Raw genomic sequence first — 23,108 nt, forward strand, 5'->3', positions numbered from 1 at the left:
GCTGATAGCTAAAATGAAATACATTTTTATTACTGGCGGTGTCGTGAGTTCTTTAGGTAAAGGGCTGACCGCAGCATCGATCGGAACGCTTTTAGAAAGTCGCGGTTTTCGAGTTATTTTACAAAAGTTTGATCCTTATTTGAATGTGGATCCCGGCACGATGAGCCCTTTTCAACATGGTGAAGTTTATGTTTTAGAAGATGGCGCGGAGACGGATTTGGATTTGGGTCATTATGAACGGTTTACCTCAGCTAAATTAACGCGACATAATAACCTGACAAGCGGTCAGATCTATGAATCGGTAATTGGTCGTGAAAGAGCGGGCGAATATTTGGGCGCTACGATTCAAGTTATTCCGCATGTCACGGATGAAATTAAAAATCGAATTCGACAAATTGCTGCGCAGCAACCTGGCGATATTTTAATCACCGAAATTGGTGGCACGACAGGGGATATTGAGGGCATGCCATTTTTAGAAGCGATTCGTCAATTTTCGCAAGAGGTCGGCGCTCATAATGTTTTGTTGATTCATCTCACTTTAGTGCCTTTTCTCAAGGCGGCGGGTGAACTCAAAACCAAACCCACTCAACAAAGTGTTGCTAAATTACGCGAAATTGGGTTGCAACCTCAACTGTTGTTATGTCGCACGGAACATCCTTTAAGTTTGGAAATTCGCAAAAAAATTGCGTTGTTTTGTAATGTGTCACCGGAATGTGTTATGGAACAGCGCGATGTGGATCATACCATTTACGAAGCGCCATTGATGTTGCATCGCGAGAAAATGGACGAGTTAATTTGCAAGCACCTTCAACTTCCTGAGACCACGCCTCAACTGCAACTTTGGGAACAGTTCGTGAAACGCGTGATTTCACCTTCTCAAAAACGTTGTATTGCGGTGGTGGGAAAATATATTGAACATCAAGACGCTTATAAAAGTGTTTACGAATCACTCACTCACGCTGCCGCGGCTCAAGATATTGGCGTGGAACTTCTCAAGGTTGATGCTGAAATGATTGAAGAAGAAGGGCCTGAAATTTTTTTAAAAAAAGCTCATGGTATTTTGGTGCCTGGAGGATTTGGTGAGCGTGGCACGGAAGGTAAGATTGCCGCGATTCGTTACGCGCGCGAGAAGGGAGTGCCTTATTTAGGTTTGTGTTTGGGAATGCAGTTGGCAGTGGTGGAATTTGCGCGTCATGTTTTGCAATGGAACGAGGCGAATAGCTCTGAATTTTCTTCTGAGACATCGCACCCTGTGATTACTTTGTTGGATGAACAAAAAGAGGTGACTCAGAAAGGAGGAACCATGCGGTTGGGAGTATGGCCGTGTGATTTAGCAGAGGGCACACGATCACGAGAGTTTTATGGTCAATCCCAAGTGAATGAACGTCATCGCCATCGTTATGAGTTTAATAACGATTATCGCGAAGCTTTCCAAAAAGCGGGGTTAACGATTGCGGGCACTTCTGAAAAGGGCAAGTTAGTAGAAATTATCGAGTTGGCTTCGCATCCTTGGTTTGTGGCATGTCAATTTCATCCAGAGTTTCAATCAAAACCGCTTCAGCCCCATCCTTTATTTTTGGGGTTTATTCAAGCGATCCGATCGCGTTAACTTAAGAATAACCTTTTTGACATTCTACGCTTTTTTTCTCATAATAAAGGGGTGGAAAGTCCCCGTGAGATTTTGGAAATGATTTTGGGCCATCTCGGGCTTGTTTTTGAAGTTACGGAGCAAAAAAGCGCGGACGGTTTGATTTTGCAGATTCATACCCGCGACCCTCGTCATTTAATCGGGCGTGATGGCCGAGTTTTGGACGAACTTCAATATTTAGTCAATTATCTCATCGACAATTCTTCTGATGAAGAAAAAGAACATGTTTTGATCGATGTGGAAGGTTATCGCGAGCAAGCGAAGCAGGAGTTGATTGATAAAGTGAAACGGATTAAAGAACGCGTGTTAAAAACAAGGCGCCCTTTTATTTTGGAAATGCTCAATGCTTATCAACGCCGCATTCTTCACGAAGCGTTTAAAAAAGATCAAGAAATTGTCATTGTCAGCCCATCCCACAAAGCCCGTTTTAAACGGATGACAGTCAAAATTCGGGAAACGGAAAAAGCTGGAAAAAACTGAATCGTGCTACGGTTTTTTAATGACTTGATTGATCTCAGAAAAATTTCTATCGGTTGGCATGACAAAGAGACAATGTCCTTTGCTGCGACTTTGCCAAATGGCTCCCACAACGCGTTTTTCTTCCGAGTCACTTAATAAATGTTTGCCTTTATATTCTACCACTAACACGCGACCATCTTCCAATTGGCAAATAAAATCGGGATAAAATCTGTTTTTTGAAGTTTGAAGTCGAAACGATGTTTCTTTATTCGCTAAATTTCGCACCCAAAACTTTATTTCCGGCAAGGAATCTAAAAATTCCGCGCACTCAAACTCTTCTCTTAAATTGCCGTTCGGAGTTCTTTCCGATAGTTCGCCCGGTTTAGGTCCGAAATAATGTTTTTTAAACTGAAAAGCGCCTTCGTAACGCCAGCTTGGTTCATATTCCAATGTTTTAAAATTAATCGCCTGCTCTTCGTTAACTGTCAACATCGAATCGTTAAGCAAAAGCTGTTGAAATGCGATTTTATGTTCCGCATCGCGATGTTCTTGAATGCGACGCTCTATTTCATCGCGAAGTCGAAAACGATCGCGCGCAAGCGCGTCTATGTCTGTCATCCCATGTTTAGCCATCAAACCGCGAATCACTTTACGCAAAAATTCCGCAGATTCTCCAGATGAGATATCGCGATGTTCAATGTGACGATCCAACCAAGCGATTAAACTTTCCAGAGTCCAATCGCTTATTTGACCCAGAGCCAAAACCTGTTGATGGAGCGTGTTAATGAAATCATTTTCCAACATTTCACGCATTACGTTTATTTGTATCTCGCCTCTAACGCCCACATCAAGCATTCCCGATTTTCCGGTGGGACGTTGGAAAGGATTATAGTCGACTGAAAGTGAAGCGTCCTTAACGCTTAATTTCCAAGGATGCTCTAAAAGAAAAGTTTCTTCGAACTCAAAAAACGTGCCGTTTTCGTTGATGCAAAGTAATGGCACGATAAAATCTAACTGTTTTTCATAAGGCGACAGCTCGCGCGTTTTTCCACTACCGCCAAAAACTTTGTCCACTTCGCGCATCCATTCGACCGCTTTTACAACCTTCGCTTTGGCTTCATCAGTTTTTACACAACTGACAAGTTTTTCAGTTTCAACTTTATCGAGCGGAACAAGCAGAGTGATTTCGCCTTGTTCCGAATCGATTCGCGCTTTGCCCTGGAGTTCATTCATTTGAACCTGTGCAACAGCGGCATCAATTTCTTCGGGGGACACTGACACTCGTTTGGGTTGTGCGCCGAGCGGTAACGCGTCCTGAGAAATGGGAATGATAATGCGTTCCGCTTCCGTTTTGGTGAAGCCGTTGTTTTCCAATGCTTCCCGCAACTCATTTAAAACTTCCGGCAACGAATCTGAAACGGAAAAAGCGTAAGCGCAATTTAAATCGGGGTGCTGCTTGGCTTGCGCATGGGGCAATCGCAAAATGCGTCCCACGATTTGTTCCATGGCTGTGGCCGAGCGCGTTTCTTTTAAACTGCAAAGCACATAAGCAAAGGGGCAATCCCAACCTTCGCGCAATTTTTGAACGGTGATGATAAAGCGAACTGCCGGTTCTTTCGGCGAGCGAATGGCCTCCGCGCTTGGCAATTCATCCTGATTGCCGACAGAAATTTTAATTTGATCTTTCGCGATGCTGAATTCGTTGACTAATCGCTCGCGCAAAGGTTCGCACGCATCCACTCGTTCAGCTTGAATTAACATAATAGGGCGCAAATATTCACCGGTTTGTTGAGCTTCCGCCAACGCCAATTTTTCCAAATCCGAGCGTAGTGTGATAGCTTCGGCCAAAAGTTGATCGGATTGACTGGGATGTCGCGTCACCACGCGCAGCGGCAGCTTTACCATGTTCGCAACTTTCAATTCTGCCGCGGAAACATGATGCAGCACGTTTGACGGATTTTTTGTTTTCGCTGGTGTGGCGGTGAACTCCACAATGCACGACGGCAACACATTGCCCAAGCTGGCAAAACTTAAGTCGGTGCGCGCATTATGCGCTTCATCCACGATAACGATTGGGCGTCGCAAGCGCAGCATATTTACTAGTGATGGGTTTGGTTTCCCATCCGCTCCTGGCAATAAATCGTTCAATCGATCCACTGGCACATGCAGCAAATGCTCTGCAAAATTTCCGTTTTGCTCATAAACTTTTCTTCCCGTGGTGTCTTCCACGCGAAAAGCTTGAATAGTCGAAACAATAACGACCGTTTGTCCTTCTACCGCCGCGCGAGAAAGGCGCAAAGCCTCTTCAATCGTTACCACCTCCACCGAACCGCATTCTAATTCTAACGCGCGACGATAAGGATGGCGCGGATCGCGCAGCGCATTCGCTGTTTGTTCTAAAATCGTGTTGCTGGGCACAAGCCAGAGAACAACCGCGCGATCGGCGCGGAGTAATTCTGACATGGCGAAACCCGCTGCATAGCAGGCGAGCAACGTTTTTCCGCCACCGGTTGGCACGCGCAGGCAAATATAAGGCGTCTCAGATTTTATTCCTCCGATATTTACAGGAAGATAGTGTATGGAATCGACACTGTTTTGATTTAAAACCGCGCGAAAAGCTTCTTCAGGACTGCCGTGGCGCGCTGTTTCTCGAAAAAAATGGCGCAACGATTCCAGCGTTCGTGACTGATAATCTTTAAGAGTGATCATAAGTTATTATTTTGTTTGATTAAAGCCGATTCGCCGTGGCAGCGGTTCGAGTGGTGGGGATAGAAGAGGCTGCAGTTTTGTCCAAATAGTTCGCAAGGCATGGTCGTGTTGCAGTAACGATTTGTCAATCTCCGCAAGCCGTTTGAGAATCGCCGCGTTGGAAGCCAGTTGTTCTCGCATTTGAACAAAAGCGCGCACCACATACAAACTCATTTTGACTGCCTCCGGACTGTTCAATACCGTTGCTGCCATGATAGCGCCGTGTTCGGTGAAGGCTATGGGGCGATAAGCTGCGCCTCGATGCTTGCGAGAACTGGTCACAAATTGTGACCAGTTCGGTGTAACTAAATTGTTTTCAATAAGTTGTGATGAGTTGGTGGCGGTGTTTTGCGATCTCAAGTCTTCAAACTCTTTAGCAGTGAGTTGAAAAGCAAAATCCTTAGGGAATCTTTGTCGATTGCGTTTGATGGCTTGGTTAAAAACTTTGGTTGGCACGCCATAAAGTTTGGCGAGATCGGCGTCGAGGATAACCTTCTGTCCGCGAAGGGTGATAATCAGCGATTCAATGGGCGATTGGGGTTTCATGACACTTTAATTTCATAAGGAGTTTGCCGAACAAGGATGCGTTCGGCTTGCAAACGTTTCGCGCCTAGCAAAGAACCCGCGCAATAGATTATTTTTTGCCCGTCGAACTTGGGCAGTTGCGCGAGAATGTTGCGTGTCAAAATATTTCCGCCATTGGCGCTTTTATCACCTAGAATACCGTTAAATAAAAGATAAATGCCCACGCCGCGGCAAATGCCGATTAAAGGCGAGTTGGGCACGCGCTCGCGAGGAAGTGGCTCACCTGTTTCCGTGAAATAGACATGGCGCGCCAGGTCGGCAAAACGAACGGTTTCGCGAATTTTTCCGGCTTGATCAAATAACGGCTCGCCTAATTGGCAAAAACGAAAACCGCCACCGAGTCCCTCCACTTTTTCGCCTTTAGCATTGGTATAACCTTCTGCCACCCGTTTCATACGTTCGGCAGTAATATCGCGAGCAATGTTAGGCTCCATCTCTACAAGGATAAATTTGCGATTCCCGCCATCTTGCTTGTTCAAACTCAAAACCGCATGCCCTGTCGTTCCACTGCCAGCAAAGGAGTCGAGGATAATGGCATTTTTATCTTGGATCATGGTTAATAAATGCTTGATAAATTCAATTGGTTTAGGTTGAGCAAAAGCACCTCCCCCTAAAATATCACGAAGCAAAGTTGTTCCATGACTATTAAAACCGACATCTTCAGGGTTAAGTAAGGCGTTTGGAGGTTGTCCGACTTGCACATCTTTTAGGTAACGTTTTACCTTGGGTTCTTTCCCCTTAAAAACAATTCGGTTTTCACGTTCCATATCGGTTAGTGTTTCTTGAGAGTATGCAGGATAACGTCCAGCAGAGGCACTCCATTTTATACCATTGTTGAATGTGTATTCGTAAGGTGTATAAAAATTTCGCGCTGAAAGTGGATCTAATTTATATCGCCCTTTTCCGTCGCCATCATTAAACGGATAATTTTCAGTTTTATCTACTGGGATTCGAATATATCTTTCTTTGTTTTCTCCATGCCAGGCTTTGTTGCGCCCATAGACTAAGGTGTAATCCACGTTTAAATTAAAATCTTTGCTGGAATTTCTTACAGTATGCATAGAGCGTCGCACGAGTGTGGCAAACCAATTTTGTTCACCGAAGATTTCATTCATTATAAAACGCAGATTTGAAATTTCCATGTCATCTATTGTTACAAAAATAATTCCCTCTTCCGAGTGTAGGAACTGTCGCAATAACTGTAAGCGGGGATACATCATGCAGAGCCATTTGTCGTGGCGAGAGAGGTCTTCGGTCTCTTTACCGACGGTTTTACCGAGCCAGTCGCGGATAAGGGGGCTGTTGACGTTGTCGTTGTAAATCCAGTTTTCGTTGCCGGTGTTGTAGGGAGGATCAATGTAGATGCATTTGACTTGGCCGGCGTAGTAGGGAAGCAGGGCTTTGAGAGCGACGAGGTTATCACCCTGGACGATGAGGTTGCCGCCGCCGGGATCGCCTACCGAAAGGTCCGGCATGTCTTTGACGAGGTGGAAAGGCACTTGATGGTGGTGGTTGACCACAGCTTCTTTTCCGATCCAGTTGAGTGTTGGCATTGATACGGGACTTTAAACAAATTATTTAGAGATAAAATATTAATTTTTGCTGAATAAATGGCGTGTTAAAAAGGTTTTCGGGATTCGTTATTTTTCGGAAAAACTTGATTTTCTGAAGAAATGTGACAATTTGTCTCGTTTGAAGCCACAAATTTTCAATAAATTTCTCGAGCGCATTGGACAATTGGGAGCGGATGAAGTTCAAAGTTATTTGCAACGATTAGCTCGTGAGCGTGGTTTTTTAGAAGCGGTGTTTCAATCGATCCAAGAAGGAGTTATTGCGATCGATCAAAATGGGTTCATTCAATATTATAATCCCGTTGCTGCAAGATTGTTCGGATTGGGGGAGGTCAATGCCTTGGGGGAGAAAGTGGAAAAATTTTTAAGAGAATTACCCTGGCAAGCCTTGCGACAATCCTATACCGATAGCACGTTGCAATTAGAAATTTCTTATCCTGAAAAACGCTTTTTGAAAGTGCGTTGTATTCGATTGTTCCCTCAATCGCAAGACGAGTTGGGTTATCTGTTGATTGTTCAAGATGAAACGGAAGGTCAGCAAGCGATTCGCGAGGCGGCCGAATCGGAACGAGTGCATGCGTTAACTTTATTGGCTGCGGGTGTTGCGCATGAATTGGGGAATCCTCTGAATTCTTTTAACATTCAACTTCAATTGATGGAACGCGATTTGGTTAAAGGCGGTCTACAAATGAAAAAGAAATTGATGAAGGCCGTACAGGTGGCGCGCGATGAAGTGCGACGTTTGGATGGGATTGTAAAACAGTTTTTGAAAGCGGTTCGTCCTTCCGTTCCGCATTTGCAATTATTATCGCTGAATAGCATTGTGGAGGCGTCTTTAGAGTTTTTTTTACCCGAGTTATCGGATCGTGAAATTACAGTGAAAAAGCAGTTAGCAGAAGGGCTGCCTTTGGTCAAAATGGATGAAGATCAAATGAAGCAAGTGTTTTATAATGTGATTCGTAATGGTATGCAAGCGATGCGAGCAGGTGGAATTTTAAAAGCTTCGACGCATTTGACTGAAGATGGGGTCATGGTTAGTTTTCAAGACTCAGGTGAAGGGATGTCTCCGGAAACTGTAGAACGTTTGTTTGAGCCTTATTATACTACGAAACGGGAGGGGACCGGGTTGGGTTTAGTGATTGCGCATCGTATTGTTCGGGAGCATGGTGGTAAGTTGAATATTGAAAGTGAAAAGGGAAAGGGAACGTTGGTGCAAGTGTGGTTACCTTTACCAGAACGTGCGATGAAATTATTGCCCATGAGTCCAACTTCGTAATGATGCCATGAAAGCGAATCTTTTAATCGTCGATGACGAAAAAAATACGCGCGAAGGGTTGCGCGCAGCTTTGGAAGATAATTATGAAGTTTATGTTGCAAGCGATGCAAAGCAAGCGATGAATGTTTTGGAAAATGAATCCATTGATTTGGTGTTAACCGATTTGAAAATGGCGGGTGAGGACGGGTTGCAATTAATTCGTCGCATTCGCAGTTTGCCGCAGCAACCGATTTGTTTGTTGATGACTTCGTATGGAAGTGTGGAAATTGCAGTGCAGGCCATGAAGGAGGGAGCGGCGGATTATTTGACGAAACCGTTGAATTTAGATGAGGTGCAGATGATTGTGGCACGTCATTTGCGCACACGCTCGTTAGAGGCGGAAAATCGTCAATTGAAGGGACAAATTCAGACGCAATTTGGTTTGGAAAATATCATCGGCAAATCGCCGCGGATGGTTGAGGTGTTTGATTTGGTGAAACAAGTAGCGCCTTCGCGCGCGACGGTTTTGATCCAAGGCGAAAGTGGTACGGGTAAAGAATTAATTGCGAAAGCGATTCATCAATTGAGCCCTCGCAAGGAAGGGCCTTTAGTGACTGTGCATTGCGCTGCTTTATCGCCTCAACTTTTGGAGAGCGAACTGTTTGGTCATGAAAAAGGCGCTTTCACTGGGGCGATGGAACGAAGAATCGGGCGATTTGAGGCTGCGGATGGAGGCACGATTTTTTTGGATGAGATTGGGGAGATTGATCCTGCTACGCAGGTAAAAATTTTGCGTGTTTTGGGAGAGCGCAGTTTTGAGCGTGTGGGCAGCACGAAGACAATGAAGGTCGATGTGCGATTGATTGCGGCGACGAATAAGGATCTTAAAAAATTGGTGGATGAAGGAAAATTTCGGGACGATCTTTATTTTCGTTTGAATGTGGTTTTGATCGCATTGCCTCCTTTGCGCGAGAGGCAGGAGGATATTCCTTTGATGGTTAAATCTTTTTTGACGGAGTTTAATCGTGAAAATGGAAAAAGGGTTCGAGATTTTACGCCGGAAGCGATGGAGCGTTTGTTGGCTTATTCTTGGCCGGGCAATGTTCGTGAGTTGCGGACAGCGGTGGAGCATGCGGTGGTTTTGGCAAAAGGTGAGGACGCAAGTTTGAGAGATTTGCCCGTTTCGCTTCGTCGAATGGATACTAATTTGACGGAGCAAAGGATGGAAAAAATGATTAAAAATTCACAATTAAACTGGGAAGCTACGGAAAAACAGTTAATTCTTAAGGCGCTTATGAAAACAAAAGGAAATCGAACCGAAGCGGCAAAAGCGATGGGAATGAGTCGGCGCACTTTGCATCGCAAATTGAATGCTTATGGTTTAGAATCGGAAACGTTTGGAGATAGTGATGAAACCTGATTTTTCTAAATTGTGTATTGTTAGCGGTTCGGCAAATCGTGAACTGGCTCAACGTATTGTGGATAGCATTGGTATTCCTTTGGGCGCGTTGACGGTCGATTCTTTTCCCGACGGTGAAAGTTTTGTGAAGTTTGATGAAAATATTCGAGGAAAAGATCTTTTTATTATTCAACCCACTTGTCCGCCCACCAATCATAATTTGATGGAGCTTTTAATTATTATTGATGCGGCGCGGCGAGCCAGTGCGAATCGCATCACGCCTGTTTTATCTTTTTATGGTTATGCGCGTCAGGATCGAAAAGATCAGCCGCGCGTGCCCATTACAGCGAAGTTGGTGGCAAATTTGTTGGTGGCAGCGGGTGCGAATCGTATTTTAACGATGGATTTGCATGCGCAACAGATTCAGGGATTTTTTGATGTGCCTGTGGATCATTTGTATGCCGCGCCGGTTTTTTATCGTTATTTGAAAAGCAAAGCGTTTGAAAATTTGGTGGTGGTTGGACCCGATATTGGCGGATTAAAAATGGCTTCGGCCTATGCGCAAATGTTGGGCGCAGGGTTGGCAATCGTGGCGAAACGAAGAAAATCGGCTACGGAAGTCGAAGCTTATGAAATCATAGGCGATGTGGATGGTAAAAATGTTTTGATGGTCGATGATTTGACTGAGACGGCTGGCACTTTGACAAGCGCGGCAAAATTGCTTAAAGCGCGTGGAGCCAAGAAAATTATTGCGGGTGTTTCTCACGCGATTTTAAATCAAATTGCTTTAGAGCGATTGCAAAAGTCGGATATCGACGAATTAATTACCACTAATAGCACGCCTCAAAAAGAGGTGAAAGGTTTTCAGTTAACGGTGTTATGTGTGGCGGAGTTATTAGGGCATGCCATTCAACGCATTCATTTGGGTGAATCGGTGTCCTCTTTATTTTTGCTGAATCAATAACTGTGTGGCGAGTATGAAGAAATGGCTTTTTATTTTTCTTATTTTATTAGTGATTTTTTTGGGAGCTGCAGGGTTTTTTACTGATTTTGCTTTTAAAACAATATGGTTGCCGCGGTTGGGGAAAAGTCTTGGACTGGATATTAAAACGGAAAAGGTGGATTGGCATCCTTTGTCTTCGGTTGCTTTGTCAGGCGTTACATTTTCTGCCAAGCAAAAAGGTGTTTCAGGACGATTGGATGAGGTTCGTTTGGAATATGATTTGAAAGCTTTGAAGCGAGGATCGTTGATGATTTCTAATTTTGTTGCTGATTCCGGTGTGGTTCAGTGGGATTTGACTCAAAAACAAACTTTCAACTCGGCGAAGAAAGATGTTGCAGAAAAGGAGGATAAAAAATCGGAAGTTGTTTTGCGGCGTTCTTCTTCAACCGGCTTTCAAATCGAGTCGGGCCCTTTGGTTTTGAAAAATATTCAATTGGCAACAACTTTGCCGAGTTCGCAAGGAGGAAAACTTTTTGCAACCAATAGTATTAATCAATTTTGGATGAGTGGTTACCATCCCGATCAAGAAACGCGCATGACTTTGGAAAATGAGTTTTCAGGGCAACCGAGTTTGGGAGTTACAATTGATCGAGCTAAGATGAAAGCCGAATTCCGTTTGATTTTGGATGCGGATTTTTTATTTCGCACGGGCCAAGGTAGTGTGCAGGTTAGCAACATTGTGGGAAAAAGTGGCGATTGGTCGTTAGCGGGTTATGAAATTCAGCATGAATTCGAGTTGGAGCCTTATCGTTTAAAACATTTTTCGATCAGTGTGCGACATGAAGGAAAAAATTGCGGCGAATTAAAAGCGTCAGGGCCTGTTGATTTTAATTTAAAGACGGCAGATTTGGTGATGACGTGGAGCGGGGTTTCGCCCATTTTAATGAATCTAGGATTGGCTCCTTTAGGTTGGCGTATGGAATCAGGTGAGTTAAGTGCTTCAGGCCAATTTCAAATGTTAAAAGAGTCCATTCGCCTTCAAGGCGAGGCGCTGTTAAAGGAGGGTAAAATTCATCGCATTGCAAATCCTACGAGTTTGCCTTTGTTAGATGGAAATATGATTTTCGCTACAGAATGGTTTCCTAAGCAACAGGCGTTACAAGTGGATCGTGTGGAGATGAATTTAAAACAGGATCAGCAACCTTTTGCCGAAGCAAAGCTCGACCAAGGCATTCGATTGAGTTGGAATCCGAATCAACCTGGAGAAGAGCAAGCAACGCTAAATGTAAAAGTTTTTCCAACAGATGTTATGTTATTTAAAGAAGCATGGCGTGGACTGCCTCATTTTACTATGGAGGCGGGAGCGTTGGAAGGAGTGGGTAAAATAGTGGCTTCGCAATCGGGTCGTGAAATTCATTGGGATTGGCAGGGACATTTTGAAAATGTGAAAGCGCAACTTCAACGGTTGACTTTAAATCAAGCGACTGCGGAGCTTGCTACAGAGGGAAGTGTTCTTAATTTTCAAAAATTTAATTTAAAACAGTTGCGTTTGGCGCTGATGGAACAAAATGAGACTCAAGGTGAATTAGCGATTTCCGGTTTTTGCGATAAACAGAAAGGTAAATTTGATGGGACGATTAAGGGAGAATTGCCTTGGTTGGCGAGTATTTTATCGCAACAACTGGCTTTGACTCAGGGTAAGGTGGATGGAAAATTCGAAATGGGTTGGGCAGATCCTGAGGCGAAATCAGCCAAATTTCTTTTTAATGCAAATAATTTATCCGGAGAATGGGGAAAGTTGTCTCTTGTTGGCGCTCAAGCAAATTGTGAGGGTGCACTTCAGACAGCAGGGCAGGAAATGCGACTGCAACAAGTCAAAATTCGCCTGCGTCCCGCAGCCAGTGCAAAGGAAGGACAAGTGTTAATCACGGGTCTTTTTAATAACTCTGCGAAAACGTTAAATGTAAAAGGCTCTTTACAAGATTGGACTCAAGACAATTTGGCGCCTTTTTTTAAGAATTGGAATCCTCAGGCTGAGATCCAGTCTTTGAACGGTAATTTTACGTTAGAAGATCAAGGTAGCACGCGTTTTTTTGATTTGGATCTGAGAGCTAAAAAAGTGTTGATTCCTAATAAAATTTCAGCTGTCTCGTTTGATAGCCAACCCTCGGATGTTGAAGTAAAAATCACAGCGGCAGGCAATCGTCCTAGGTTGGAAGTTTCAGAAGGACTATTAAAACTGGAGCCATCGAATGGTTATAATAATGAAGTAAATTTATCAGGTTGGTGGGAAAGTGATGAACGATTTGATCTTAAACTGGAAACGGCTTCTTTTGATCTTTCTCCTATTGCGGGTCTATGTCAAAAAGGTGAAGGATCTAAAAAATCTTTGCAGCAAGAAGAGATTCAGGATAGTTCTTTAGCAAAACCGGTTTCTCAAGGGATGGTGACCAATTTGATTGGCCACAGTGATACGAATCGCTTGCTTGTTTCAACGTCATTTATGCCGCCTAAACAAGATAAGGATAAACCATTTAAAAATGTAGATCGAAAGGTGGTTTGTTCAGCAGAAAAATTGTTTCTACCGCCTTATCCTCAAGCTAAAATTCGTTTTACTTGGCATCAAGAGGGTAAAAAATTTACTTGGGATCCGCTAGAAATTCAAATGGGCGAAGGAACGATTAATGGAAATTGGACGGGAGCTGTTGCGGGTAATTTTTCTCCTTTTGAACTGAATTTGAAGAGCCATAATCTACGGCTCGAACCTTTTCAGAATTTTGTGAAACCTGAGACGAAACCTTATTTGCAAGGTCTCTTGGACGCCGATATTGCTTTAAAAGGTGCGGGCAGTCAGTGGGCTATTTTACAAAAAACTTTGAATGGAAAAATTAATCTCAAAAATCAAGAAGCTCATCTTGAACTCATTCCAGCAACTCAATCGTTTTTGCGATCGGCAGCGCGCTATGTTTCTCCTGAGCTTGCTAATACTAAATTTGATTCTGTCAGTGGAGATTTTTCGATTGGTAATGGTCGGGTGAAAACAGAAAATATGAAGCTGCAGGGAGATTTGATGCGCTTGGCGATGCAGGGAAAATTGGATTTTGATCAGGATTTGAATCTGACAGTTGTTTTTACCGGCAAGAAAGATGTGTTGGAAAGAGCGCAAGTGAAGGTAGGAGATTTTCAAATCGGTGGTGGCATTTTTGTTTCTTTAGGAAAAACAGAAAATGGTTACACGACTTTACCGGGTCAATTGCCAGTGCGAGGTAAATTGCCTAATGAGGTAAAAGCAGAATGGGAAAAGTGGTTGATTTCAATCGGCCAAAAAGCGGCTCCGACTGCGGTGCAAGATCTCTTGAACCAATTTCTTCATTGAATTTTTTTTAAGTGGTTTGAAGGGATTGTTCAGCATTGAACACGAAAGGTGAGTGTGCTCGTAATTGGTTAATTGTAGCAGGAAGATGGTGCATGAGTTGTTCGATATCGCTATTGTGATTGTAGCGCGATAATGAAAATCGAATAGAGCTACTAGCTCGAAGGTTTGCTAATCCCATGGCTTTGAGCACGTGTGAGGGTTCTGGTGATCCGGTTGTGCAAGCGGAACCTGAAGAGCAACAGATATGATATCGATCCAATTGTAAAAGCAAAGCTTCAGCTTCGACGCCGTCAAAAGCGATATGACTGGTGTTGGGTAAACGAAATTCTTGATGTCCGTTGCGGTGCGTGCCGGGAACCAATGTTAGGATTTGATTTTCCAGTAAGTCGCGTAGATTTTTTACGCGTGTTTGTTCGTCTGGAAGATGTTGTTGAGCTAGTTCTGCGGCTTTGCCCAGCGCTACAATGGAGGCAACATTTTCGGTGCCGGCGCGTTTTTTATGTTCCTGGCTGCCACCAATGATATAAGGCGTGAAACGCGTGTTTTGCCGAATAAATAAAGCTCCAACACCTTTGGGAGCATGCAATTTGTGTCCTGATAAAGAAAGAAAATCGACAGGAGTTTTTTGTAAATCAATAGGTAATTTTCCAACAATTTGCACGGCATCGGTATGAAGTAAGATTTTTTTCTTCTGACAAATTTCGGTGATTTTCTCTATTGGAAAAAGCACGCCTGTTTCATTGTTAGCCCACATGATGGAAACTAAAGCGGTGTCAGGCCGAATAGCTTTTTCGAGTTCCTCCGAATCGAGCAGACCGTCGGAATTTACTCCCAGATAAGTTACAGCGAATCCGCGTCGTTCTAATGCTTCGCAGTGTTTTAAAACGGCAGAATGTTCGACTTGGGTTGTGATGATATGTTTTTTGTGGGTAGTTTTTAGTGCGGATTCGATAGCAGTGTTGTCCGATTCCGTGCCGCAACTGGTAAAGATAATTTCTTTTGGTTCACAATTCAATAACGCTGCAACTTGTTCTCGAGCGTGATGGATTGCTTTTTTTACCTGAGCGCCAAATGTGTAAGCGCTCGATGGGTTACCGTAGAATTCGGTTAAAAAGGGCATCATGGCGTCCCGAACCTCAGGTGCGATTGAGGTTGTCGCATTATTATCAAGATATACGATGTCCTTGGCATGAATGGCCATAGGATTTAAATTACGATTTTGATGAGAGAGTTGCAAGTCTAGGTATGAAACTTTGTGATGTAACCCAGTTTTATTCGCCGGTGAGTGGTGGCGTGAAACGTTATCTTTCAGAGAAAAAAGATTATCTCTTACGCGAGACCGACCATGAACATGTTTTGATTATTCCAGGAAATAAAAATGAATGTCAGGAACGTGGTCGCACTAAAATTCACACCATTGCCTCGCCGCAAATCGAAAAAACTGCGGGCTATCGTTTTTTATGGAACTTGCCGCGATTGAAGAAAATTTTGTTACAAGAGCGGCCTGACGTGATTGAATCTGGCGATCCTTATCAAGTCGGATGGAAAATCGCAGAGGTGGCTGAGGAATTAAATTGTAAAAAAGTGGCATTTTATCATAGCCATTTTCCTGAAACTTATTTGACGATGTTAGAATCTTATGTAGGAAAAAATCTGCAGGATTTTCTTTTGGATTATGCGCATCATTATGCTCGACGACTTTATTCTCGTTATGACAAAACTTTAGTGCCTTCACCTTTGCTGAGAAAGATATTGGAAGAATGGGGTATAACTAACACAGTCGACGTGAAGTTAGGAGTGAACACCGATTTGTTACGACCGGGAATGCCTCCTGCGGAGATTCGAGAAAAATGGAAAACGCGACCAGATCAAATTATTTTATTGAGTGTGGGTCGTTTATCGCCAGAAAAAAATATTACTACTTTATTAAAAAGCTTCAAAATTTTATGGGAAAAATTTCCTGATCGTTTTTATTTGGTTATAGTGGGCGAAGGGCCTTTGCGAGTTCAAGTAAAAGAAGTATTAGAAAAAACGAACGCAATCACATGGTATTCTTACTTGGACCCTAAAGAGTTGGTTGAGATCTATCGTTCTGCAGATCTGTTTGTGCATCCGGGTGTTTGCGAAACGTTTGGTTTAGTGACATTGGAGGCGCAAGCATGTGGTTTGCCTGTTGTGGGAATTCGTGGTGGGTTTATGGATCGTTTAGCCTTTGCTGATAGTTTGTCCTATTGGGCAATTGGAAATTCCGCTGAAGCCTTGACAGAAGCGATCGAAAAAATATCACGATGCAATTTGAAAAAGATGGGAAAAATGGCTTCAGAAGTGGTCCATGGAAAATATAGTTGGAATGTGGTGTTGAAAGAGTTATTTGAAATTTATGAATCGTGATCAACAAAACCGAGTCAAACGCCAATTTATTGTGCGTCCCTTTGAAAAACGTGATCGGGAAAGGGTGAGGCAAATTTGTTGCGAGACTGGCTTTTTAGGAAATCCGATTGATCCTGTATTTCAAGATCGAGAGTTGTTTGCGGATTATCTGACTCGTTATTACACCGATAAAGAGCCGGAATCTTCTTTTGTGATTGAAAGAGAAAATCAAATTCGCGGTTATTTGTTGGGTTCTCGTTGTTCTTACCGTCAAAAAATTTTTAATCTTTTTTCGCATGCGCGACTGGCGTTGAAAGGAGGAGTTCGTTACTGGACTTCTTACAATGAGGCTTCACGTCGTTATTGTCGGTGGGTTTTATCTCGAGGTTGGCGTGAAACTCCGACGACACCCAAAAATATGGCACATTTTCATATTAATTTATTGCCGGATTCCAAAAGTGTTGCTGAGACGCATGATTTGATTCAAGCCTTTTTGAGTTATCTTCATCGTTTGGGTGAAAAAAAGGTTTATGGACAGATGGTAGTTTTTGAAGGGCGACGTGGAGAAAGAATGTTTTCGCGCTACGGATTTGAAGTTTTGGATCGCTCAGAAGTTACCAAGTATCGAGAGCTGCATTCTGAGCCCGTTTATTTATTTACCGTGGTGAAAGATTTGGAAAAGAATCCTTATTTATATAGTGAGAAAGTTGCTTATTCTGTTTCCTAAGTTATGAATGGTAAGCATCTCATCGTCAGTTTGCACGATGTGCATCCCGGATCTTTGGAGCGTATTCGGGAGCAAACCCAATTTTGCGAAAATTTGGGTGTGTTTCCGTTGAGTTTGCTGGTAGTGCCTCATTATCATCAACAGAAAAAAATAATTGATTGTCCAGTAACTGTGGCATGGTTGCAAGAAAGGCAGGCGCAAGGGGATGAAATGGTGTTGCACGGTTACTATCACCAACGTGTGGCACAAAAAAATGCTCTAAATAATTGGTTCTGGACACGTTTTTATACCCAAAATGAGGCGGAGTTTTATGATTTGAATCAACACGAAGCTAATCATCGTATTGAGCAGGGGAGACAACTTCTAGAGGAAATAGGTTTGATTACAAAAGGTTTTATTGCGCCAGCTTGGTTAATGAGCCAAGATGTTTTCCGCGTGATTTTTGAAAAAAAATTTCATTATACGAATACAATTTCAAAAATTTTTTTTACTTCTTCAAATTCCAAGACGATAAGAAATGTTTCAAGTCGCTCTTTGTGTTATTCAACTCGGGCGAAATGGCGAAGCGAAACTTCATTAATTTGGAATCGAGCGTTGGGAAGGCGCTTGCGATCAAAAAATTTGATTCGTTTGAGTTTACATCCAAATGACCTTACTTTTCCCGCTATTCGTCGTCAGGTGGAATTTTTTTTGAAAGATGTGATGGAACAAGGCTTCCAGCCAATCACTTATGCCGGGTGGGTAGAAGAAAGGATTAAAACTCATGGCTAAGTGTGATTTGCAAGTGCATTCCCGTTTTTCAGATCGGCCTCCCGAATGGATTTTGAGGCGTCTCGGAATGCCGGAAAGTTATACTTTGCCAGAGACAATTTATCAAAAAGCTAAAGCGGCTGGCATGGATTTTGTGACTATTACCGATCACGACACATTGCAAGGAGGTCTTGAAATTGCGGATCGCAAGGACGTGTTTTTAAGTGAGGAAGTCACAACCCATTTTCCAGATGGAGTCAAAGTTCATATTTTAGTTTGGGGTTTGAACGAAGAGCAGCATCGTGAAATTTCAACCGTTAAAAATAACATTTTTGATTTAATCGATTATTTGAATCAGAAAAAATTGGCGCATGGTGTGGCGCATCCTTTGGTGAGTGTAGATGGTAAGTTGACAGTGGATCATTTTGAAAGGTTGCTTTTATTATTTCAAAATTTTGAAGGAATTAATGGATTAAGGAATCCTTTTGCTAATGAAGTGTTACAAGCCTGTTTGGTAGCTTTAACTTCTGAAAAAATTCAAAAACTAGCTGATAAACATAATATTTCTCCTCGAATTCAGGAACCGTGGCGTAAGTCTCTTTTTGGAGGGAGCGATGATCATGGCGGGCTTTTTATTGCGCGCGCTTACACGGAAACTTCTTCTTCCGCTAAAACAGTTGATGATTTTTTAGCTGCGCTGCAAAACGGCCAATTTTCGGCTTGTGGTGAGGGAGGGAGTATTCAAGTTTTTGCTTCGGGTATTTATCATACCGCGCATCGTTTTGTGAATGATTATTTGCAAAAACGCGCTCCGCTTTATGCCAGCTTGCTAGGCAAAATGGTGGAGCGTTTTTTAGAAGGGAAAAATCCTACCATCTTTTCTTTTAAGGAAAAAGTGGGCTTGGTGGCTGATACGATTCGTCATGGTCAGGTTTTTTCTTTGTTAAAATTGGGCAATTCCATTCCTAAAGATTTCTCGGATTTTTTTAAGCGACCGGATCTGAAACAACGTTTGGATGAGGTGATGCGATCGGAGTCTTTGCCTGAGCGGCGCGCTTTTTTTGTGGCGTCTGAAGTTTCCAATTATTTGGGTTATCGACTTTTTAAGCAAACGATTGATCGCATGAATTCGGGCGATTTTTTAGGAGCGTTACAATCGGCGAGCACTCTGTTACCCGTGGCGACCACGGTTTTGCCCTATTTTGTGGCGTTTCAATCATTGTTTTCTAATCGTCGATTTCTGGAGCAGGTGAGCCGTGAATTTTGTCATGAGAATTCCGGGGTTTTACAAAATAATAAGCGAGCTTGGTTTACGGACACCTTGGATGATGTGAATGGTGTGGCGCGTACGATTCGAACCATGACACGTCATGTGCGTGAGTTGGGTCACGATTTAACTGTTGTGACTTCTCGTACGGAAACGGGAGAATCAGAATTTTTTATTCATAATTTTCGACCTATTGGCGAATTTGAAATTCCCGAATATCGGATTCAGCGACTGAGTTTTCCACCTATTTTAGAAATGTTAGATTATGTTCAAAAAGAAAAATTTTCGGAAATTATTATTAGCACTCCAGGGCCTGTGGGAGTAGTGGGATTGATGGCAGCAAAAATGTTTGGACTGCCTGTGAGCGGTATTTATCACACGGATTTTCCGCAATATGTCAAAATTTTAAGTGAAGATGATGCGATGGAGACGTTGACGTGGAATTATATGCAATGGTTTTACGGGCAGTTGGATATTATTTATTCCAATTCACGTTATTATCGTGATTTGTGGGAGGCGCGTGGCATTGCTTCTAATAAATTAAAAATTTTTCCGCGAGGGTTAGACACCGATTTATTTCATGAGAAGCATCGCAATGCGACTTATTGGAAGAGTAAGGGGTTGCAAAATAAAGTTGTGTTGTATGTGGGAAGAATTTCGAAAGAAAAAGATTTGGATTTGATTCCTGACATCGCATCGGAATTAAGAGAAAGAAAATGTTCCGTGAGCTGGGCTTTTGTGGGAGATGGACCGTTTCGAGAGGAGTTGCAACAACGCATGCCACAAGCGGTTTTTACCGGCGTGGTAACAGGGGAAGAGTTGGGGATAGCTTATGCGTCGGCTGATTTATTTTTATTTCCCAGCACGACCGATACTTATGGCAATGTGATTGTGGAAGCGTGTGCGGCGGGTTTACCCGTGATAGTGTCTGATGTGGGTGGTCCTAAGGAATTGGTGAAGAGCGGTATTCCAGGAGTGATTTGTGCGAAGCGAAATGTGAAACAGTTTGCTGATGCGATTGAAAACTGGAGCAAAAATCCGCCAAAATTTGAGCGTCCGAACCTCGCCATTTTAAACGGTTGGCAGGAAGCAGCTAAGAAATTTTGGACTAAAGAAGATTAAAGCTCTGGGCTGAGGGCTTTGATATTTAATTGAAAAGAATCTTCCGTGCCACCGAGCTGCACAGAGCCATCCGATTTTTTAGGAACCCAAGAGACGCTTCCATCGACTCGAAGCACATGAATGCCATTGCCGCCATGAATTTGTGGAAGCAGGTCGTTAGCCTTCCATCCTTTTTCACCATTACGCGTAATTCCACCGCGGGTGGGGTTCCAGGCCAAAGGCTCGATGGATTCTGAACCTTCGCTGTGACCTGCAAAATAGGCATAAGAATTTTCTCCGCGTTCTAATGCTTTAGAATAGTTAGGGGCAGTTCCAATGTCGTTATCACCTTTTTTAAAGAAAGGGACGCCCGGGGTATAAAAAATTCGCTCATCTCTTAAAGTGCCTGCTCCAAACAATGCCCGAAATGCGACATTGGCATTGGGTGCAAAAGTGTCGTTGCCTTCGTCGTCCATAGGCCAATTTTTAGGAAATTGACCATCGTAATCATTAGCAAAAAGTTTAATCGAAAGGCCTACTTGCTTTAAATTGCTGACGTCTTGCACTTTAAATCCTTCTCGTCGAGCTTTGTTAAGCGCAGGAAGCGCTAAGCCAGCTAAAAGTGCGATGATACTAATAACTACCAAAAGTTCGACTAAGGTGAAAGCGTTAGATTTTTTTATGGTTTTCATCATTTTCATAATTTTTGTCCCTTATTTTTTTCTACGATTCAAAAAGAAAGTGGTCAATCCGATTATTATCAAAAGTGCGGCGCCAATAATAAGGCCCCACGGCAAAGATTTTGTTGCTGCGGCTTCTTGTTCAGGGCCAATATTTAATCCGCCACCAGTAGAAGAAGATGTTTGGGATTTATCTAAATTAAGTCCTCCCGAAGGCGCTTGATTGGTGTCTTCTTCTTGAGAAGTGTTTTGATTAAAGTTTAGTCCGCCCCCATCTTGAGCGCCATTTGCGTTAGCATTGGGATTTAATCCGCCGCCACCGCCCTGAGCGCCACCCTGACTTGTTCCTGGGCTTAAACCGCCACCCCCTTCGGCTTCGTCTTTTTCTTCTGATTCGACTCCACCACCGCCTTGCGCGGAGCCGGATCCTGGCGAGATGCCGCCACCGCCTTGGGCTTGAGCAACTGCGGTAAGAGAAAGACAGTTTAAAATGCAGAGAGTGCAAAGAAGAAAGAGAAAATTTTTCAACTGAAGCCAATAACGGTCAAACATTGGTAAAGCCACGTTTATATAATTAGTCCTGGAAATGCTTATTGTCAAATGATTCTGTTTGCCTTGACCCGGTAAAAGAATTTGCCAAAGTGAATGGCAATTATGGCTTGGTATAACTCAATTATTGAAACAATCGGTGGAACGCCTTTAATCAAACTGAATCGAGTCACACAGGGATTAGATGCGACCATCGCATTAAAATGTGAATTTTTTAATCCTCTAGGCAGTGTGAAGGATCGAATTGGTGCGGCGATGATCGAAGCGGCTGAGAAAGAAGGGAAGATCAATCAGGACACGCTGATTGTCGAGCCGACTTCGGGCAACACCGGGATTGCATTGGCATTTGTTTGCGCGGCGAAAGGTTATAAATTAGTGTTAACCATGCCCGAGAGCATGAGTATTGAACGACGTATTTTGCTTGCGATGTTGGGTGCAAAGTTAGTTTTAACTCCTGCAAGTGAGGGAATGCGCGGGGCAGTTAATCGCGCGCAAGAAATTTTGAAGGAAACAAAAAATGCTTTCATGCCGCAACAATTTTCCAATGAGGCTAATCCTCAAGTTCACGCTAAAACGACAGCGGAAGAGTTATGGCGCGATACCGATGGGAAAATTGATATTTTGATTTCTGCAGTCGGAACGGGAGGAACCATTACGGGTTGCGCGGAGGTGCTGAAAAAGAAGAAACCGTCTTTCCAAGCGATTGCTGTAGAGCCTAAAGATTCTCCTGTGATTACTCAAACGCGCACGGGGCAACCGTTGAAGCCAGGCCCTCATAAGATTCAGGGAACCGGCGCGGGTTTTATTCCAGAAAATTTGCACCTCAATATTGTTGATGAGGTTTTGACTGTAACAAATGAAGAGGCGTTTGCTATGGCGCGTCGACTTTGCAAGGAGGAAGGCATTCTTGCGGGAATTTCTTCGGGAGCCAATGTGCATGCGGCTATTGAAATTGCGAAACGGCCCGAAAATAAGGGGAAATTAATCGTGACGGTCGGCTGTAGCACGGGCGAACGTTATTTAAGTACGGCTTTAGCAGATGAAGCGCGACGCGAAGTAGGCGTCTAATTGATAAATATTCGTTTAATTATAAAATAGAAAGTATCTATGAAACTAAATTTAAATCGTTGTTTGTTAATCGCCGCAATTTTATTTGCGGTTGCCAGCTCCTCCATTGCCTCTACGGCTGATATGGTCGGAAAACCGTTGCCACCTTTTAAAGGATTGGATTTTATTAAAGCTACTGCGCCAGATATTAAAGGGAAACCGGTTTTAGTGGAATTTTGGGCAACTTGGTGTCCGCCTTGTCGCAAAAGTATTCCGCATTTGAATGAAATTTACGAAAAATATCAAAAAGAAGGATTGCAAATTGTCGGAATTAGCAACGAGCCGAAATCGGTCATTAAAAAATTCATGGAAACAACCCCGATGAAATATCATGTGGCTTCGGATGAAAAGGGCGATTACAGCAAACCTTTTGATGTTGAGGGAATTCCTCATGCGTTTTTGATAGATAAAACTGGGAAAATCGTGTGGGAAGGGCATCCGATGGATTTGCAAGAAAGCGCGATTGAAAAAGTTTTAAAATAATTGATAGCACTTTAAAAAAGTAAACTCGGCAAGGGAGCTTCTTTGCCGAATTTTTTTTGTGGTTATTTTATTACTTGAAAAATAGAATAA

General features: G+C 43.1%; 18 protein-coding genes. 12 read left to right on the forward strand and 6 right to left on the reverse strand.

Annotated elements, in window-relative coordinates:
• Positions 1–13 precede the first annotated feature (13 nt).
• Entirely contained in the window at positions 14–1,609 is a 1,596-nt protein-coding gene (locus K1X66_07435) for a CTP synthase (GenBank protein ID MBX7158200.1), read from the forward strand.
• A gap of 51 nt (positions 1,610–1,660) precedes the next feature.
• Positions 1,661–2,128, forward strand: a complete 468-nt coding sequence (locus K1X66_07440; GenBank protein ID MBX7158201.1) for a single-stranded DNA-binding protein — start codon at positions 1,661–1,663, stop codon at positions 2,126–2,128.
• 6 nt (positions 2,129–2,134) lie between these two features.
• On the opposite strand, the gene K1X66_07445 is transcribed toward K1X66_07440, so the two are convergent.
• Genes K1X66_07445 through K1X66_07455 form a run of 3 tightly spaced genes read right to left on the reverse strand, consistent with a single transcriptional unit; the run spans position 2,135 to position 6,993 of the window.
• On the reverse strand, positions 2,135–4,816 hold the full coding sequence (locus tag K1X66_07445) for a DEAD/DEAH box helicase family protein (GenBank protein MBX7158202.1): 2,682 nt from the start codon (positions 4,814–4,816) through the stop codon (positions 2,135–2,137).
• A gap of 6 nt (positions 4,817–4,822) precedes the next feature.
• A complete protein-coding gene (locus K1X66_07450) occupies positions 4,823–5,401 on the reverse strand; it encodes an ORF6N domain-containing protein (protein ID MBX7158203.1) in 579 nt (192 codons plus the stop codon).
• The gene (locus K1X66_07455) at positions 5,398–6,993 is read right to left on the reverse strand and encodes a site-specific DNA-methyltransferase (GenBank protein MBX7158204.1); all 1,596 of its coding nucleotides are present in this window, start codon (positions 6,991–6,993) and stop codon (positions 5,398–5,400) included. The genes K1X66_07450 and K1X66_07455 overlap by 4 nt, the downstream gene beginning before the upstream one ends.
• Before the next feature lie 130 nt (positions 6,994–7,123).
• On the opposite strand from K1X66_07455, the gene K1X66_07460 reads away from it, so the two are divergent.
• From K1X66_07460 to K1X66_07475, 4 genes are read left to right on the forward strand one after another with little or no spacing between them, the layout of a single operon-like run.
• Complete coding sequence (locus K1X66_07460; GenBank protein ID MBX7158205.1) at positions 7,124–8,287, forward strand: PAS domain S-box protein; 1,164 nt, start codon at positions 7,124–7,126, stop codon at positions 8,285–8,287.
• A gap of 7 nt (positions 8,288–8,294) precedes the next feature.
• A complete protein-coding gene (locus tag K1X66_07465; protein ID MBX7158206.1) occupies positions 8,295–9,686 on the forward strand; it encodes a sigma-54 dependent transcriptional regulator in 1,392 nt (463 codons plus the stop codon).
• Complete coding sequence (locus K1X66_07470; protein ID MBX7158207.1) at positions 9,676–10,629, forward strand: ribose-phosphate pyrophosphokinase; 954 nt, start codon at positions 9,676–9,678, stop codon at positions 10,627–10,629. Before K1X66_07465 ends, K1X66_07470 begins: the two co-directional genes overlap by 11 nt.
• Before the next feature lie 13 nt (positions 10,630–10,642).
• Complete coding sequence (locus K1X66_07475) at positions 10,643–13,984, forward strand: AsmA-like C-terminal region-containing protein (GenBank protein MBX7158208.1); 3,342 nt, start codon at positions 10,643–10,645, stop codon at positions 13,982–13,984.
• Between the two features lie 7 nt (positions 13,985–13,991).
• On the opposite strand, the gene nifS is transcribed toward K1X66_07475, so the two are convergent.
• Positions 13,992–15,185: a cysteine desulfurase NifS gene (gene nifS, locus K1X66_07480; GenBank protein ID MBX7158209.1), complete on the reverse strand. Its 1,194-nt coding sequence runs from the start codon at positions 15,183–15,185 to the stop codon at positions 13,992–13,994.
• A 44-nt stretch (positions 15,186–15,229) separates the two neighbouring features.
• On the opposite strand from nifS, the gene K1X66_07485 reads away from it, so the two are divergent.
• The 4 genes from K1X66_07485 to K1X66_07500 are packed head-to-tail and all read left to right on the forward strand — an operon-like array spanning position 15,230 to position 20,220.
• The gene (locus K1X66_07485; GenBank protein MBX7158210.1) at positions 15,230–16,375 is read left to right on the forward strand and encodes a glycosyltransferase; all 1,146 of its coding nucleotides are present in this window, start codon (positions 15,230–15,232) and stop codon (positions 16,373–16,375) included.
• Complete coding sequence (locus tag K1X66_07490) at positions 16,365–17,081, forward strand: GNAT family acetyltransferase (GenBank protein MBX7158211.1); 717 nt, start codon at positions 16,365–16,367, stop codon at positions 17,079–17,081. Before K1X66_07485 ends, K1X66_07490 begins: the two co-directional genes overlap by 11 nt.
• A gap of 3 nt (positions 17,082–17,084) precedes the next feature.
• Positions 17,085–17,852, forward strand: a complete 768-nt coding sequence (locus K1X66_07495) for a polysaccharide deacetylase family protein (GenBank protein ID MBX7158212.1) — start codon at positions 17,085–17,087, stop codon at positions 17,850–17,852.
• The gene (locus K1X66_07500; protein MBX7158213.1) at positions 17,845–20,220 is read left to right on the forward strand and encodes a glycosyltransferase; all 2,376 of its coding nucleotides are present in this window, start codon (positions 17,845–17,847) and stop codon (positions 20,218–20,220) included. Before K1X66_07495 ends, K1X66_07500 begins: the two co-directional genes overlap by 8 nt.
• Here K1X66_07500 and K1X66_07505 read toward each other — a convergent pair.
• Both K1X66_07505 and K1X66_07510 read right to left on the reverse strand, forming a co-directional pair.
• On the reverse strand, positions 20,217–20,894 hold the full coding sequence (locus K1X66_07505; protein ID MBX7158214.1) for a type II secretion system GspH family protein: 678 nt from the start codon (positions 20,892–20,894) through the stop codon (positions 20,217–20,219). The genes K1X66_07500 and K1X66_07505 overlap by 4 nt on opposite strands.
• Positions 20,895–20,912: 18 nt before the next feature.
• Complete coding sequence (locus tag K1X66_07510) at positions 20,913–21,443, reverse strand: hypothetical protein (protein ID MBX7158215.1); 531 nt, start codon at positions 21,441–21,443, stop codon at positions 20,913–20,915.
• Positions 21,444–21,533: 90 nt separating this feature from the next.
• Here K1X66_07510 and cysK point away from each other — a divergent pair, with 90 nt between their 5' ends.
• Positions 21,534–22,496: a cysteine synthase A gene (gene cysK / locus K1X66_07515; GenBank protein MBX7158216.1), complete on the forward strand. Its 963-nt coding sequence runs from the start codon at positions 21,534–21,536 to the stop codon at positions 22,494–22,496.
• Positions 22,497–22,535: 39 nt separating this feature from the next.
• A complete protein-coding gene (locus K1X66_07520; GenBank protein ID MBX7158217.1) occupies positions 22,536–23,018 on the forward strand; it encodes a TlpA family protein disulfide reductase in 483 nt (160 codons plus the stop codon).
• The last annotated feature ends 90 nt before the right edge of the window (positions 23,019–23,108 follow it).

This window comes from Verrucomicrobiia bacterium (genome assembly GCA_019694135.1).
In the GTDB taxonomy this organism is placed as follows: Bacteria; Verrucomicrobiota; Verrucomicrobiia; order JADLBR01; family JAIBCM01; genus JAIBCM01.